We start from the raw sequence: 16,588 nt of genomic DNA, 5'->3' as shown, positions 1-16,588 counted from the left end.
GATTCTAATTGTATAGATTAAGTTAATATTGAAAATTATTCGTACAATTTAAAAGGATTAGATATTAGGTCTTATTCACTAGCTATTTTGTTTATATTTGTTGACCTAAAAAGTATAGAAAGTGTCTCAGATTAATAAACTTAAAATATTCAATGACCCAATTTATGGGTTTATCACCATTCCAAATGCATTAATTTACGATTTAATTCAACATCCTTATTTTCAGCGTTTACGAAGAATTTCTCAAATGGGTTTGTCGTACTTAGTATATCCTGGAGCCAATCATACTCGTTTTCACCATGCTTTGGGTTGTATGCATTTAATGCAAAAAGCTGTAGAAGCATTGCGTTTTAAGGAAGTTACAATTAGTTATGAGGAAGAAAATGCCTTATATATAGCGATATTGTTACATGACATTGGGCATGGTCCATTCTCGCATGCTATGGAAAGCAGTATTGTAGAAGATGTACACCATGAAGAAATCTCTTTATTATTCATGGAGCAATTGAATAAAGAATTTAATGGTCAGTTGAGTCTTGCAATTCAGGTTTTTAAAGGGGATTATCATCGAAAGTTTATGCTGCAACTTATTTCAAGTCAGTTAGATATGGATCGAATGGATTATTTAAAAAGGGATAGTTTTTATTCCGGTGTATCCGAAGGAAATATCAATTCAGAGAGGCTAATACAGATGATGAATGTTGTTGATGATGTATTAGTCATTGAAGAAAAAGGAATCTATTCTGTTGAAAAGTTTTTGATGTCCAGACGATTAATGTATTGGCAGGTTTATTTACATAAAACAAGTTTAGTAGCCGAGCTGATTTTGACTAAAGTCTTAAAGCGAGCTAAAGAATTGACCGAAAGAGGTTTTGTTTTACCAAGTAGTAATCCTTTGTTGTTTTTTATGCAAAACAAAGTAACTCATGAAACCTTTGATACGAAAACATTGGCTTTATTTGCTCAATTAGATGATTTTGATATTATAAGTGCATTGAAATCATGGCAAAATCATGATGATTTTATACTCTCTTCTTTGTGCAAAATGATTATCAACAGGGATTTATTAAAAATTAAATTAACCAATGATAAAGTCTCAACAGAAGAGTTGTTAATTCAGAAAGAACGTTTCTCAATTCAAAATAATATTTCCCTTACAGAATCTAATTATTTTATTTTTAAGGGTAAAATAAAGAGTCAAGCTTACAGTAAAGTAGCTGAACCCATTCGTATTTTAAACAAAGATCTGACAATTGAAGATGTAGTTGAAGCTTCAGATCAGCTGAATTTGAAATCGTTATCGAAATTAGTCACTAAGTATTATATATGTTTTCCAAAACAACTACTATAAAAAGAACATTTAAAACCTATTTTTTATATTTTTGTCGCAGCGAAAAACAGCCAATCTATTTTTTATTTAATATTGATAGTACTTTATTACAAGTTCGATCTTATGCTTATGAAAAATACAACCTTATAAGATGAAATTTACAGCAGAACAAATAGCAGGAATATTAGAAGGAGAAATTGTTGGAGATCCCAATATTGAAGTTTCCCGATTGTCTAAAATAGAAGAAGGTTCTGAAGGATCACTTACTTTTTTATCAAATCCTAAATACATCAATTATATTTATAGTACAAAAGCTTCAATAACTATTGTTAATGATACTTTTGTTCCTGAATCTCCAATAACCACAACTCTTATTAAAGTTGCGGATGCTTATAAAGCTTTTTCAAAATTACTGGAGTTTTATAATCAAGTAAAGCTAAATAAAAACGGTATTGAACAGCCTTCATTTATTTCTGAAAGTGCAAAATATGGTGAAAATCTATATTTTGGTAGTTTTAGTTATATAGGAGATAATGTAGTATTGGGAGATAATGTAAAAATTTATCCAAATAGTTTTATTGGTGATAATGTTACTATTGGTGATAATGTTACTATTTTTGCGGGTGCCAAAATATATTCAGAAACTGTAATAGGTAATAATTGTATTGTACATTCTGGAGTTATAATAGGTGCAGATGGATTTGGATATGCTCCAAATGAAGATGGTACATATAATAAGATTCCTCAAATTGGGAATGTAATTATCGAAGATGATGTTGAAATTGGCGCGAACTCAACAATTGATAGAGCAACTTTAGGATCTACCATAATAAGGAAAGGCGTTAAGATTGACAATCAAATTCAGATTGCACATAACGTAGAAGTTGGAAAAAACACCGTTATTGCAGCACAAACAGGAATTGCAGGCTCTACAAAAGTTGGTGAAAACTGTATGATTGGTGGTCAAGTTGGTATAGTTGGTCATTTAACAATAGGAAATAATGTTCGCATTCAAGCCCAGTCAGGAGTTGCAGGGAATATTAAAGACAACGAAGTTTTGCAAGGAAGTCCAACATTTGGATATTCGGATTTTAGTAAATCATATATACATTTTAAGAATTTACCAAAATTAGTTAAAGAAATAGAGGAGTTAAAAAAACAAATATTAAACCAAAAAAATGGAAACAATGGTTAAACAGAAAACCATCAAAACAGAAATTTCGCTTACTGGTGTTGGATTACATACTGGGAATGAAGTAAAAATTACTTTTAAACCAGCTCCTGTAAATAACGGCTTTACATTTGTACGTGTTGATCTTGAAGGTCAACCTGTTATTGAAGCTGATGCAAATTATGTAGTCAATACACAGCGCGGTACTAATTTAGAAAAATTAGGTGTCAAAATTCAAACTCCTGAGCATGTTTTGGCTGCGCTAATGGGATGTGATTTGGATAATATCATCATAGAATTAGATGCTTCTGAATTGCCAATTATGGATGGTTCTTCTAAGTTTTTTATGGAAGCCATTGAAGAAGCTGGAATTATAGAACAAGAATTAAACAGAAATGTGTATGTTGTAAAGGAAGTGATTTCATTTATAGATGAAGCCACAGGAAGTGAGATCATGGTTATGCCAAGTGATCACTATAGTGTTACAGCAATGGTAGATTTTGGAACTAAAATTTTAGGAACCCAAAATGCAACTATGAAGAGTATTTCTGAATTTAAAGCAGAAATTTCAAATGCAAGAACATTCAGTTTTTTACATGAATTGGAATCTCTTTTAGAAAACGGATTAATCAAAGGTGGAGATTTAAATAATGCAATTGTATATGTAGACAAAGAGATATCAGAGTCTACAATGGAAAATTTAAAGAAAGCATTTGGTAAAGATGAAATAACTGTTAAGCCAAATGGAATTTTAGATAATCTTACTTTGCATTATCCTAATGAAGCTGCCAGACATAAACTTTTGGATATAATTGGTGATTTAGCCTTGATTGGAACAAAAATTCAAGGAAAGATTATTGCTAATAAACCGGGTCATTTTGTAAATACTCAGTTTGCAAAAAAAATGGCAAAAATTATAAAAAACGAACAGAGAAATTATGTTCCTACTTATGATTTGAACCAAGAACCATTGATGGATATTCATAAAATTATGTCTATGTTACCACATAGACCTCCTTTTTTATTGATTGACAGGATTATTGAAATGTCTGATAGCCATGTGGTTGGAATGAAAAATGTTACAATGAACGAAAATTTCTTTGTAGGGCATTTTCCAAACGCTCCAGTTATGCCAGGTGTGTTAATTGTTGAAGCAATGGCTCAAACAGGAGGTATTCTTGTTTTAAGTACTGTACCAGATCCTGAAAATTATTTGACCTTTTTCATGAAAATAGACAATGTGAAATTCAAACAAAAAGTGTTACCTGGGGATACTTTAGTTTTCAAATGTGATTTGATTACACCTATACGAAGAGGGATTTGCCACATGCAAGCGAATGCTTATGCCAATGGTAAATTAGTAGCTCAAGCTGAATTAATGGCACAAATAGCTAGAAAACAATAGATTTAGATCAAATAGCCTTAAAAGTTTAAAAGGCATTTTTCTAAATTAACATTAATATAAAAAAAAGCAGATGAATCAACCGTTAGCATACGTTCATCCAGGCGCTAAAATCGCCAAAAATGTAGTTATTGAGCCTTTTACAACCATACACAATAATGTTGTTATTGGAGATGGAACTTGGATTGGTTCTAATGTAACAATTATGGAGGGAGCAAGAATTGGTAAAAATTGTAATATTTTTCCAGGAGCTGTAATTGCCGCTGTCCCACAAGATTTAAAATTCGGAGGAGAAGATTCTTTAGCAATTATTGGAGATAATTGCACTATTAGAGAATGCGTAACTATAAATAGAGGAACTATTGCCTCTGGGCAAACTGTAATTGGAGATAATTGTTTAATTATGGCAACTGCACACGTTGCACACGATTGCCATGTAGGTAATAATGCAATTATTGTAAATGGTGTTCTTTTAGGAGGACATGTAACAATTGGTAATTATGCTGTTATTGGCGGATTATCAGCAATACACCAGTTTATCAGTGTTGGAGACCATGCCATGGTATCAGGAGGTTCTTTATTAAGAAAAGATGTTCCGCCATATACAAAAGCTGCAAAAGAGCCTTTGTCTTATGTAGGAATCAATTCAGTAGGATTGAGAAGACGTGGGTTTACATCCGAAAAAATTAGAGAAATTCAGGAAATTTATAGAATTTTGTACCAAAAGAGTTATAATGTAACTCAAGCGTTAGATATAATTGAGGGAGAAATGGAAGCTACTCCTGAGCGAGATGAAATAATTGATTTCATCAGAAACTCTTCAAGGGGAATCATGAAAGGTTATACAGGAAACTATTAGTTTTAGATTTCGAATAGCGTTCATACAATTAGAATAATAGATAAAAAATAAAAAAGGTTAGGTTCTCTAGAAGAAGCTAAAATTTAAAATCTTAAATCAAAAATAAATTAAAATGGCATCTACATCAGATATTAGAAACGGATTATGTATTAAATTCAATCACGATATTTATAAAATTATCGAATTTCTTCACGTAAAACCAGGAAAAGGACCAGCTTTCGTAAGAACAAAATTGAAAAGTTTAACAACAGGAAAAGTATTGGATAATACATTTTCTGCTGGACACAAAATTGATGATGTACGTGTAGAAACACACACATTTCAATTTTTATATGCAGAGGGAGATCAATTTCACTTTATGAATGCTGAAACTTTTGAGCAAATTACTTTGGACAAAAATATCCTTGATGCTCCAGATTTATTAAAAGAAGGAACAAACGTAATGGTTCAGATTAACACTGAAACTGATTTACCACTTTCTGTTGATATGCCTGCATCTATAGTACTTGAAGTTACTTATGCAGAACCAGGAGTTAAAGGAAATACAGCTACCAATGCTACAAAATCTGCAACTGTTGAAACTGGTGCAACGGTAAACGTTCCTTTATTCATTAATGAAGGAGACAAAATTAAAATCGATACAGCTTCAGGTTCTTATATGGAGCGTGTTAAGGAATAGTTTTTCAAAAATCCGTATTTAGTCGTTGAAATTAAATACGGATTTTTTATATACAGAATATTAAATTTATGAAATTCCCAAAGGTTTATTCTCTAGAAGATATTGCAAATTTACTTCAATGTAAATTTGTAGGTGATGCTTCTTTTCCTGTTTACGGCATGAATGAAATTCATGTTGTAGAACCAGGTGATATCGTATTTGTCGATCATCCTAAATATTATGATAAAGCTTTAGATTCAGCCGCTACAATTGTATTAATAAACAAAGAAGTAGATTGTCCGGAAGGAAAAGCATTATTGGTTTCAGATGATCCATTTAGAGATTTCAATATACTAACCAATCATTTTAAACCTTTTCAGTTTGCTAATGTTTCTATTTCGGCTTCTGCCAAAATAGGTGAAGGAACTATAATTCAGCCCAATACTTTTGTGGGGAATAATGTAGTGATTGGCGAAAATTGTTTAATCCATTCTAATGTGTCTATTTATGACCATACTGTGATTGGAAATAATGTAACCATACACGCTGGAACTATTCTTGGTGCTGATGCATTTTATTACAAAAAGAGACCGGAAGGATACGATCAATTAATATCTGGTGGTAGAGTTGTTATACATGACAATGTTGGGATTGGAGCGCTTTGTACAATAGATAAAGGAGTAACAGGAGATACTACTATTGGAGAAGGAACAAAAATCGACAATCAAGTACACGTAGGGCACGATACTTTTATAGGGAAGAAATGCTTAATTGCTTCTCAAACAGGTATAGCAGGTTGTGTGATTATTGAAGATGAAGTTACTATTTGGGGACAAGTAGGAACAACAAGTGGAATCACAATTGGGGCTAAAGCAGTAATTTTAGGTCAAACCGGAGTTACTAAATCAGTTGAAGGAGGAAAAAGTTATTTTGGAACTCCAATAGAAGAATCAAGAGAAAAATTGAAACAGCTGGCAAATATCAAAAAGATTCCTGAAATTTTAAATAAAATGAAATAATATGTCTGCTAAAGAGATTGTTAAAAGTTTTTATAAATCGGATGCCATTATTAATCCTGAGATAATGAAAGAGTATTTGCATCCTGATTTTACCTTAGAGTGGAATAGTAGCAAAGGATTTATACAAATGGATTATGATTCTTTAATGAAATTCACAAGCGAAATCAGTAGAGCATATGTTCGTACTAAAGCAAGAATAAGTCATATAATTGAAGAAAATAATTTAGTTTCTGTACGTTTTTCTCATTTTGTAAAAACAATTGAGAATCCAAGAGAAGAAATGTTATTGGCTCATATTATGATTGTTTGGGAATTAAAAGACAATAAATTATATAAGGGTTATCAAATGAGTCAGATTTTGTAATTTATTTTTATTAAAAAAGTGAAGAATAATTACAAAAGCCTTACTTTTGCAACACAATTTTAAAAACTACATAAAAAATATATCATGAGTGTTTTAGTTAATAAAGATTCCAAAATAATAGTTCAAGGATTTACAGGTAGCGAAGGAACTTTCCACGCTTCACAAATGATTGAATACGGTACAAACGTTGTTGGGGGAGTTACTCCAGGTAAAGGAGGAACAACTCATTTGGATCTTCCTGTTTTTAATACAGTAAAAGATGCTGTTGTACAAGCTGGTGCTGATACAACTATTATTTTTGTACCACCTGCTTTTGCTGCTGATGCTATTATGGAAGCTGCTGATGCTGGTATAAAAGTAATCATTGCTATTACTGAAGGAATTCCTGTTGCTGATATGATTAAAGCAAACAGTTATGTAAAAGAAAGAAACGCAAGATTGATTGGACCTAACTGTCCAGGTGTAATTACACCAGGAGAAGCTAAAGTTGGAATTATGCCAGGTTTTGTTTTCAAAAAAGGTACAGTAGGAATTGTTTCAAAATCAGGAACTTTAACTTATGAAGCTGCTGACCAAGTTGTAAAACAAGGATTAGGAATCACTACTGCAATTGGTATTGGTGGAGATCCAATCATTGGAACAACTACAAAAGAAGCTGTAGAATTATTAATGAACGACCCAGAAACTGAGTGTATCATTATGATTGGTGAAATTGGAGGTCAATTAGAAGCTGATGCTGCTAAATGGATCAAAGCTGACGGTAACCGTAAACCAGTTATTGGTTTCATCGCTGGTGAAACTGCTCCTGCAGGACGTACAATGGGGCACGCTGGTGCAATCGTTGGAGGTTCTGATGATACTGCTGCTGCTAAAAAACAAATTATGAAAGACAACGGAATTCACGTTGTTGATTCTCCAGCTGAAATTGGTAAAAAAGTAAAAGAAGTATTGGGTTAATTTCCAGTACGTTAAAATAAAATTCCAAAATGCCTCACGATTTTGTGAGGCATTTTTTTAATTATAAAAAATATGTATAAAGAATTAGAAAAGTTTACAGTAAAAGGGCATTTTACGTTTACACAAGAGGATAGTTTAGAAGAAGTATGTAATGCATCAGAATCAGGAAGTGGTGTTTTCCTAGTTTATGCTGCAAATGCAGATTCTAAAGAATTGATAATGGTTGCTTCTACAGGAACTGTTCAAAACAATGGAACTTTAAAAAGCAAAAACGGAGGTTTAAAAGACAAAATTGTAAACGGACATCAGTTTGCTAAAACAGGAAGAAAATATTCTTGGCCAGCACAAATGAAAATTGAAAATATTGAAAGACTTGAAGTACTTTGGTTTGAAACATTCAATGCTGATGTAAAATCTATCCCAACAAGCGTAGAAGGTCAAGTTTTGCAAAATTTTTTAGATGAGAATGGTAAGTTACCAAGATGGAATGTTGCCTTCTAATACAGTCTTGTTTAAAATAAAAAAGCTTTACGATTGTAAAGCTTTTTTATTTTAATTAGTTTCAAGTCTGGTGCTTATTTTTCTTTAAAATCGATTGATAAAGAATTGACACAGTATCGTTGCCCAGTTTTGGTTGGACCATCTTCAAAAACATGACCCAAATGTCCGCCACAATTTGCGCAAACTATTTCGGTTCGTTTCATTCCGTGAGTATTATCTACAATATATTCTACTTTTCCGGGAATAGACTTATCAAATGAAGGCCACCCACAGTGTGCATCAAACTTAGAATCGCTTTCGAATAGGGAAGTTCCACATCCACCACAACAATACGTTCCATTTTCGTAATGCAAATTATACTTTCCTGTATGTGGATATTCAGTACCTTTTTGACGAAGTATTTTGAATCGCTCAGAGCCCAGTATTTCTTCCCATTCTTTTTCGGATTTCACAAAAGGATAATTCATAATCGTTATTTTTTAATAAAATTAATGATTTTTTCAATTACATGATTATCTGCAAGGATTTTTCGGTGTCCTAAGTGTTTTGTAATCATTAATTCTCCATTTTTAAGATGCTTATGGATATGGATTCCTGCTTTTACAGAAACTTCAGGATCATTTTCATCATGTATTACTAAAGTTGGGATATCAGTTTTAGCGGCAGCTCTGTAAGCACTATAATCGTTCATTGTTCCGCCATATTTGTTCTCTATGTACAAACGCAATTGAGTACTTATTTCTGGCTTTAATTCTAATTTTTTGATGAAGTCATCAATTATATCTTGTACAACGTCTCCGCTTCCTATGACAACTGTACGATTGACCGTGAAGCCTTTTGCTATTGCATTTAGAACAGACATGCCTCCTAAGGAATGCCCAATTGCGATTTCAAATGGACCATATAGTTTATCAAGTTCAAGAATTGAATCAATAAAATCGACCATAATTGATGAATTCCCTGGGGATTTTCCGTGAGCAGGAGCATCAAAGCTAATGGTTGAATAGCCTGATTTTAAAAGTTCATCGGCTATTTTGCATAATTGAGTACCTCTTCCGGACCAACCATGAACCAGTAAAACTTTTTTTTCGCTTACACCGTATTGGTAAACCACTATTTCTTTATTTATGGCAGGGATGATAATTGAGGTTTGAATACTTTTTTGATCCATCTCGATTTCTCGTTTAGGACTCTTATGGCGTATTGGTTTTGTAAATAGTTTGAAGACAAAAACTGTAACCCATTTAGTAGATAAAAAAGCGATAAACTTACTTGTAAGTATTATAAATCTAGGAATTTCTAATGGTTTAGTGTGATTAGAAGGTTTTATTGCCATATTGATAAATGTTGAAAATGGAGAGGTAGTCTTACTTTTTTTTAACTAAATTTAAAACATAAATGTAGTGTAAAATTAAAGCATATTTAATCTTGTATTGTAGTGTTCTTCAATTAAAGTTTTAAATTTTGCATAAAGGAATAAAATTATTTTGGTTAAAATGTATAAATCATTATAAATGAAAATATTTCACATTGGGGCAGAATGTTATCCTGCTGCAAAAGTGGGAGGTTTAATATATCGAATTATATAATTTAATTATTACTAGACGGAATGAAAACTAAAAAGAAAAATATAATAGCTATTATTTTAGGTGGTGGTCAAGGCTCAAGATTATTTCCTCTAACAGCCAGTAGGTCTAAGCCAGCTGTACCAATAGGAGGAAAGTACAGATTAGTAGATATCCCGATTTCAAATTGTATTAATTCCGATATATACAGGATGTTTGTACTGACACAATTTAATTCGGCATCCCTAAATGCTCATATTAAGAACACTTATAACTTTAGTATTTTTAGCCATTCATTCGTTGATATCCTAGCTGCTGAACAAACACCAGATAATCCAACCTGGTTTCAAGGAACAGCAGATGCAGTTAGACAATGTATGCCACACTTTTTAAACCATGAGTTTGATTATGCATTGATTCTTTCTGGAGATCAATTGTATCAAATGGATTTTAATGAAATGATCGATGCTCATATCGATGCTGAAGCCGATATTTCGATCGCTACTTTACCCGTAAACGATAAAGATGCTTCAGAGTTTGGTATTTTAAAAACGGATTTAAAAAGTTATGTTGAATCTTTTATAGAAAAACCAAGTAAAGAATTATTACCAGATTGGAAATCTGAGGTGAGTAATGAAATGAAAAGTCAGGGGAAAGAATATTTGGCTTCGATGGGAATTTATATTTTCAATAAAAAAATATTGATAGAATTGATGTCAAATCCAAACACAAAAGATTTTGGTAAAGAAGTTATTCCACAAGCCATTGGGAATAAAAAAATATTGAGCTATCAATACGAAGGCTATTGGACAGATATTGGTAATATCGATTCATTTTTTGAGGCTAATATAGGTTTGACTGACGATATACCACAATTCAATTTGTTTGATAATGAGAATAGAATCTACACAAGACCACGTTTGTTATCACCATCTAAGTTTTATAAAACAATGGTAGAGCAATCATTGGTATCTGAGGGATGTATTATTCATTCTAAAGAAATTACCAAATCTGTTATTGGAAACAGAAGCTTAATAGGAGAAGACACTGTTATTCAACATTCTTATGTAATGGGTAATGATTTTTATCAGCATATTGATGATATCAACGAGGATATAAAAAATAATAAACCATTGATTGGTATAGGAGAAAGATGCTTTATATATAATGCTATTGTAGATAAAAATTGTAGAATAGGAAATGATGTTTATATAAAAGGAGGTAAACATTTGGCTGATACTACAAATGAATTGTATTGCATCAAAGGAGGAATTATCGTTATTAGAAAAGGAGCTGTTATTTCAGATGGTTTTACTATTAAATAGCTTGTTTTTAAAAGATTAATATAAAATTAAAAAAGGATTATTTATTTTTTTAAGTTTCTTGAAAGCATAATATTTACTATTTTTAAGTATTAAAAAAGTATAAAAATGCAGAATCAAACTCGGATAATAATCGAAAATGTTTTGCCACAATTAGATTGTAGTAGTTTTGCAATTAAAAGAATTGTGGGACAGAAAGTAGTGGTTACTGCAGACGTATTTTCTGATGGGCATGACGTTTTGGAATGTTGTGTGAAATTCAAACATGAATCTTCTAATAATTGGAAAGAAGTTAGAATGACTCCCACTCATAATGACGAATGGATTGCAGAGTTTAAAGTCGAGAAACAAGGTTTTTACACCTATTGCATTGAAGGATGGGTAGATTATGCACTAAACTGGCAACATGGTATAGAACGTAAAATTAATGACAATCAGCATGTGCAATCTGAGTTGTTAGAGGGAGCTGAGTATGTTCGGGCGATTCTAGATTTTGTTAATGCTTCCGAGAAAGAATATCTGAATCAATTGAATCATTATTTTGCAACAGAATCTGAATATGAAAATGCGATAAGAGAAGCAAAATCTCATGAATTAATCCGAATATTCAAAAAATATCCAGTCCGATTATTAGCAAACAAATCCAATGAATTAAGAGTTTATGTAGATCGAAAAAAAGCATTATTTAGTACTTGGTATGAGTTTTTTCCTCGTTCTGCCTCAGCAGAAAAAGGAAAGCATGGTACTTTCAAAGATTGCGAAAAGCTATTGCCACGAGTTGCAGCAATGGGATTTGATACATTATATTTTCCGCCAATTCATCCAATAGGTGAAATAAATCGAAAAGGTAAAAATAATGCCACCAGATCAGTATCTGGAGATGTTGGTTCTCCCTGGGGAATTGGTTCTCATCATGGAGGACACAGATCGACTCATCCCGAGTTAGGTTCTATAGATGATTTTAAACAATTAGTACAAAAAGCGCAAGATTTAGGGATCGAAGTCGCTATGGATTATGTACTTCAAGTAGCCCCAGACCATCCTTATATAAAAGATTTTCCCCAATGGTTTAAATGGAGACCAGACGGAACGGTGCAATATGCCGAAAATCCTCCTAAAAAGTACCAAGATGTCCTACCCATATATTTTGAAACCAGAGACTGGAAAAATCTTTGGAAAGAACTACTGGATGTTGCTTTATTTTGGATTGAAGAATGCAATATCAAAATCTATAGAGTTGATAATACACACACAAAGCCTTTTTATTTTTGGGGTTGGCTGATTTCAGAAATTAAGAAGAAACATCCAGACGTTTTGTTCTTGTCAGAAGCTTTCACACGCCCAAAAATTATGAATGAATTGGCTAAACAAGGTTTTAGCCAATCGTATACTTATTTTACATGGAGAAATTCTAAAAAGGAATTAACAGAATATGTTGAGGAGCTAACTCAAACGGAATTAAAAGAATTTTATAGACCCAATTTTTGGCCTAACACGCCAGATATTAATCCTTATGCATTGCAAAGTGGGAATGAATCAGTGCATTTGCATAAATATTTCCTTGCAGCCACTTTAAGTTCTAGTGTTGGGATTTATGGACCTGTTTTCGAATATATGGCTTGTACACCATTAGGACATGGAAAAGAAGAATATTTAGATTCAGAAAAATACCAGTGTTACCATTGGGATTGGAACAAACAAAACAAGCTAACATCAATAATAAGTCGTATTAATGCGATAAGAAAAGAGCAAGCATCTTTGCAGCAAACCAGTAATATTATTTTTTGTGAGACTAATAATGAGCAAATGATAGCATATTACAAGTTTGATGATGATAAACAAAACGAGACATTGATGGTTGTAAGTTTAGATGCATTTCATACTGGTAAAGCGATGGTAAAATTACCTGTAAAAGAAATAGGAAGCCAAGCTATAAACGTTTCTGATTTGCTTACAGGAAATACGTATTTATGGGATAAAGAATGGAATTATGTAGAACTTTCACATGAATTACCTTTTCATTTATTTAAAATACAGAGATAACGGGAGATAAAATGTTTTAAATGCTATTTGATAAGCCTTTGTTCAATTTTACTCAAGTTGTCAGAGATGAATGTGAAAAGTAAAACATCTATCAAATTCTTTTTGGATAGTAAAAATTCTACATTTCTATGTGGCAAAATTATTTACACCTAACGCGTTAAATATGTAATTTTGTAATGATATTTAATCTCAAAGTCATGAAAAAGTATTTATTAATAGGAGTAGGTGTAATTGGTTTAATTTATTCTTGTGCAACTAATCCTATCACAGGAAAAAAAGAGCTTAATTTTGTTTCAAACAGTGAATTATTTCCATCATCATTTCAACAATACGGAACTTTTTTGAAGGAAAATAAAATAATCACAGGAACTGCAGATGCCCAAAGTGTAGAAGTAGTTGGATCAAAAATTAGAAGGGCTGCTGAAAAATATTTAGCCTATCTAGGACAATCCGCATATTTGAATGGATATCAATGGGAGTATAAATTAGTTGAAGGTAAGGAAATTAATGCATGGTGTATGCCGGGAGGAAAAATCGTTGTTTATTCAGGAATTTTGCCTGTAACTAAAAATGAAGCTGGTCTGGCAACAGTTTTGGGTCATGAAGTTTCACATGCTTTGGCAAACCATGGAGCGCAAAGAATGAGTGCCACTCAATTGCAAGAATTGGGTGCAATAGGAGTAGCTGCAGCAACTGGTAAACAAAGTGCCGAAACACAACAAATGTGGCAACAATACTATGGTATAGGCTCTCAAGTAGGAGTAATGCTTCCATTTAGCAGAAGTCATGAAAGTGAAGCTGATAAAATAGGACTTACTTTAATGACAATAGCAGGTTATAATCCGGATGAAGCTATTGTTTTTTGGCAAAGAATGGCAGCCCAATCAGCGGGACAATCACCACCGGAATTTCTTAGTACACATCCATCTGATGCCACTAGAATGGCAAATCTACAGGCATTGATTCCTGAAGCTAGAGCAACAGCAGCGAAAGTGAATGCTGTATATAAATAATTACCAAGTGTAATTAATTGAATTTTTAGAACTATTTAAGCTATTCATTTAAGAATAGCTTTTTTTATAAATCATATTGATTAAAAAAATAGTAATAATTTATTATTGAAAAATTAATATGTGAATTAGTTGTGTTTTTTGCAATTGCAATTAAAAAATAGATAAATTCGCAAAATAAAAAACAAAAATCATGGCAGATTTAGCAAAAGGAAGTAAGAAGCTATTAAACGCTTGGGCATTTTATGATTGGGCAAATTCAGTTTACCCATTAGTGATATCCTCAGCAATATTTCCAATTTTCTATGAATCTTTATTTTCGGATAGAGACCATTACATTTTTGTTTTTGGCATGAACCTAAAAAATTCAGCTTTAATTAGTTTTGTTACAGCCGCTGCCTTTTTGATGGTTGCTATTTTTTCACCATTATTATCTGGAATCGCTGATTATGTAGGAAATAAAAAATCCTTTATGAAATTCTTCTGTTATACAGGAGCTCTTTCATGCATTGGTTTGAATTGGTTTAGTTTAGAGAACATCTATGTTGGATTATTTTTTTACTTTTTCGGTTTAATAGGTTTTTGGGGAAGTTTGGTGTTCTATAATTCTTATTTGCCTGATATTGCTTTTACAGAGCAACAAGATGCTGTAAGTGCCAAAGGATATTCTCTTGGATACATTGGGAGTGTGATTTTGCTAATAGTAAATCTTGGTATGGTATTGATGCCCGATACTTTTGGAATAACAGGAAGCACTAAAGGAGAAGCAGCTATGAAAGCAATGAAATATTCCTTTGTCATGGTTGGAATTTGGTGGATTCTATTTAGTCAATATACCTATTATTTCTTGCCAAAAGGAAATAAAAACACAAACCGAAAAGTGACCAAAGCTGTTGTGTTTAATGGTTTTAATGAATTAAAAAAGGTTTGGAGATTATTAGAAGAGAACATTCCATTAAAAAGATATTTGACAAGCTTTTTTGTTTACAGCATGGCTGTTCAAACCGTAATGCTTATTGCTACATATTTTGGATCACAAGAAATTGCTTGGGAGTCAAAAAGTCAAAGTCAAACGGGATTAATCATCTGTATTTTATTAATTCAAATAGTGGCAGTTGTAGGTGCAATTTTGACATCAAAAGCTTCAGAAAAATATGGGAATATTCCAACTCTTATTGTTATCAATTGTTTTTGGATGATACTCTGTTCTGCGGCTTATTTTATTGTAACTCCAAATCAATTTTATATAATGGCCGCATTAGTTGGGCTAGTTATGGGAGGAATTCAGGCATTATCCCGTTCAACCTATTCTAAACTGTTGCCTGAAACAGAAGATACAGCTTCCTTTTTTAGTTTTTATGATGTTACCGAAAAGATTGGAATTGTAATTGGGATGTGCGTATATGGTGCTATTGATCAAATCACCGGAAGTCCAAGATTGGCAATTGTATTTTTGGCTGTATTCTTTGCAATTGGTATTTTTTTATTGAATAGGGTTCCAAAAAAAAGAGGCTTTGAAGTAAAGCCCCTTAATGATGTGTCAAGTAATTAGTTGAGGTAGCTAGGTTTAGTTATTGGTTGTAATTGTAATAACTGTGCTTACCATAAATTATATTTTGGAAATATCACCAGAGCCACTAACTTTTGTGTCTTTAGTCTTTGGATTACCTTTGTAAGTTATATCACCAGAACCAGAAACTCTGGCAAATAAACTCTCACTACAGTTTGCTTTCATATCACCAGAACCCGAAATCGTCAGATTCGCTTTTTTTGTTATCAAATTAATAGCGTCTACATCTCCTGAACCTGAGGTTTTAGAAACTAAATTATCAGAACTACCAGTTAAGACAACATCTCCAGAGCCACTCAAATTGGTTTCAAAATCAGTTGTCTTAACATCTAATGTCAAATCACCAGAACCTGATAATTTAGCTTTGAATGTAGGACAGATAATAGTGTTTTTAGATACAATATCTCCTGATCCGGAAAGGGATACAGAACTTATTTGTTCAAAAGGTACAGTCAATACGATATTTTTCTTAGTGCTAAAATGGAGATTTTTCTCTGAATAAATTTTCAATATATTCCCTTCTACTTCAACTTTGATATGAGGAAGTAAATTTTCTTCTCCTTTGATAGATATTGCTCCTTCTGTTCCGGAAACCAAAACCACATCAAAAAAGCCAGAAACATAGATTCCGTCATATTCTGCAGTAGTTCGCTTCTCGGTAATTATTTTTCCGTTTCCTTTTATTTTATTGCCAGATGACTGTTGTGCATTTGTATTTATTGTAAAGGATAGAATACTTAATGCTAATAATAGAATTGATTTTTTCATAGATTAAAAATTATTGATTGAACATGATTTTTGATTTTTATAGATGATT

The 16,588-nt window shown here is 32.2% G+C and carries 16 protein-coding genes; 13 read left to right on the top strand and 3 right to left on the bottom strand.

Annotation, left to right across the window (positions count from 1 at the left end; translation table 11 throughout):
* Window positions 1-121: 121 nt before the first annotated feature.
* From OZP08_RS14520 to OZP08_RS14480, 9 genes are all read left to right on the top strand, one after another.
* A complete protein-coding gene (locus OZP08_RS14520; protein WP_268846807.1) occupies window positions 122-1,351 on the top strand; it encodes an HD domain-containing protein in 1,230 nt (409 codons plus the stop codon).
* A 130-nt stretch (window positions 1,352-1,481) separates the two neighbouring features.
* Complete coding sequence (lpxD, locus tag OZP08_RS14515; protein ID WP_268846806.1) at window positions 1,482-2,525, top strand: UDP-3-O-(3-hydroxymyristoyl)glucosamine N-acyltransferase; 1,044 nt, start codon at window positions 1,482-1,484, stop codon at window positions 2,523-2,525.
* Complete coding sequence (locus tag OZP08_RS14510; RefSeq protein WP_281322183.1) at window positions 2,518-3,906, top strand: bifunctional UDP-3-O-[3-hydroxymyristoyl] N-acetylglucosamine deacetylase/3-hydroxyacyl-ACP dehydratase; 1,389 nt, start codon at window positions 2,518-2,520, stop codon at window positions 3,904-3,906. The genes lpxD and OZP08_RS14510 overlap by 8 nt, the downstream gene beginning before the upstream one ends.
* Before the next feature lie 70 nt (window positions 3,907-3,976).
* Entirely contained in the window at window positions 3,977-4,762 is a 786-nt protein-coding gene (gene lpxA / locus OZP08_RS14505) for an acyl-ACP--UDP-N-acetylglucosamine O-acyltransferase (protein WP_268846805.1), read from the top strand.
* Window positions 4,763-4,874: 112 nt separating this feature from the next.
* On the top strand, window positions 4,875-5,441 hold the full coding sequence (efp, locus tag OZP08_RS14500) for an elongation factor P (protein WP_268846804.1): 567 nt from the start codon (window positions 4,875-4,877) through the stop codon (window positions 5,439-5,441).
* A gap of 68 nt (window positions 5,442-5,509) precedes the next feature.
* A complete protein-coding gene (locus OZP08_RS14495; RefSeq protein WP_268846803.1) occupies window positions 5,510-6,439 on the top strand; it encodes a UDP-3-O-(3-hydroxymyristoyl)glucosamine N-acyltransferase in 930 nt (309 codons plus the stop codon).
* Between the two features lies 1 nt (window position 6,440).
* On the top strand, window positions 6,441-6,803 hold the full coding sequence (locus tag OZP08_RS14490) for a nuclear transport factor 2 family protein (protein WP_268846802.1): 363 nt from the start codon (window positions 6,441-6,443) through the stop codon (window positions 6,801-6,803).
* An 84-nt stretch (window positions 6,804-6,887) separates the two neighbouring features.
* Window positions 6,888-7,760 (top strand): succinate--CoA ligase subunit alpha, encoded by an 873-nt coding sequence (gene sucD, locus OZP08_RS14485; RefSeq protein ID WP_268846801.1) that lies wholly within the window; start codon window positions 6,888-6,890, stop codon window positions 7,758-7,760.
* A gap of 72 nt (window positions 7,761-7,832) precedes the next feature.
* Window positions 7,833-8,261, top strand: coding sequence for a hypothetical protein (locus OZP08_RS14480; RefSeq protein WP_268846800.1), 429 nt, complete (start codon window positions 7,833-7,835; stop codon window positions 8,259-8,261).
* Window positions 8,262-8,335: 74 nt separating this feature from the next.
* Here the strand turns inward: OZP08_RS14480 and msrB are convergent, their stop codons facing one another.
* Together msrB and OZP08_RS14470 are read right to left on the bottom strand one after the other, a co-directional pair.
* Window positions 8,336-8,728, bottom strand: coding sequence for a peptide-methionine (R)-S-oxide reductase MsrB (gene msrB / locus OZP08_RS14475; RefSeq protein WP_268846799.1), 393 nt, complete (start codon window positions 8,726-8,728; stop codon window positions 8,336-8,338).
* Window positions 8,729-8,733: 5 nt separating this feature from the next.
* Window positions 8,734-9,597 carry an alpha/beta hydrolase gene (locus OZP08_RS14470; RefSeq protein WP_281322182.1) on the bottom strand — a complete coding sequence of 288 codons (864 nt, stop codon included), beginning with the start codon at window positions 9,595-9,597 and terminating at the stop codon, window positions 8,734-8,736.
* Between the two features lie 273 nt (window positions 9,598-9,870).
* On the opposite strand from OZP08_RS14470, the gene OZP08_RS14465 reads away from it, so the two are divergent.
* The 4 genes from OZP08_RS14465 (at window position 9,871) to OZP08_RS14450 (ending at window position 15,753) form a co-directional block, all read left to right on the top strand.
* On the top strand, window positions 9,871-11,151 hold the full coding sequence (locus OZP08_RS14465; RefSeq protein ID WP_281322181.1) for a glucose-1-phosphate adenylyltransferase: 1,281 nt from the start codon (window positions 9,871-9,873) through the stop codon (window positions 11,149-11,151).
* A gap of 105 nt (window positions 11,152-11,256) precedes the next feature.
* Complete coding sequence (locus OZP08_RS14460; RefSeq protein ID WP_281322180.1) at window positions 11,257-13,191, top strand: alpha-1,4-glucan--maltose-1-phosphate maltosyltransferase; 1,935 nt, start codon at window positions 11,257-11,259, stop codon at window positions 13,189-13,191.
* A 197-nt stretch (window positions 13,192-13,388) separates the two neighbouring features.
* Entirely contained in the window at window positions 13,389-14,204 is an 816-nt protein-coding gene (locus tag OZP08_RS14455; protein WP_268846797.1) for a M48 family metallopeptidase, read from the top strand.
* A gap of 190 nt (window positions 14,205-14,394) precedes the next feature.
* On the top strand, window positions 14,395-15,753 hold the full coding sequence (locus OZP08_RS14450; RefSeq protein ID WP_281322179.1) for an MFS transporter: 1,359 nt from the start codon (window positions 14,395-14,397) through the stop codon (window positions 15,751-15,753).
* A 57-nt stretch (window positions 15,754-15,810) separates the two neighbouring features.
* On the opposite strand, the gene OZP08_RS14445 is transcribed toward OZP08_RS14450, so the two are convergent.
* Window positions 15,811-16,539, bottom strand: a complete 729-nt coding sequence (locus tag OZP08_RS14445; RefSeq protein ID WP_268846795.1) for a head GIN domain-containing protein — start codon at window positions 16,537-16,539, stop codon at window positions 15,811-15,813.
* Between the last annotated feature and the right edge of the window lie 49 nt (window positions 16,540-16,588).

It is taken from the genome of Flavobacterium aestivum (assembly GCF_026870175.2).
In the GTDB taxonomy this organism is placed as follows: Bacteria; Bacteroidota; Bacteroidia; order Flavobacteriales; family Flavobacteriaceae; genus Flavobacterium; species Flavobacterium aestivum.
This window is presented reverse-complemented; position numbering and strand designations above follow the sequence as displayed.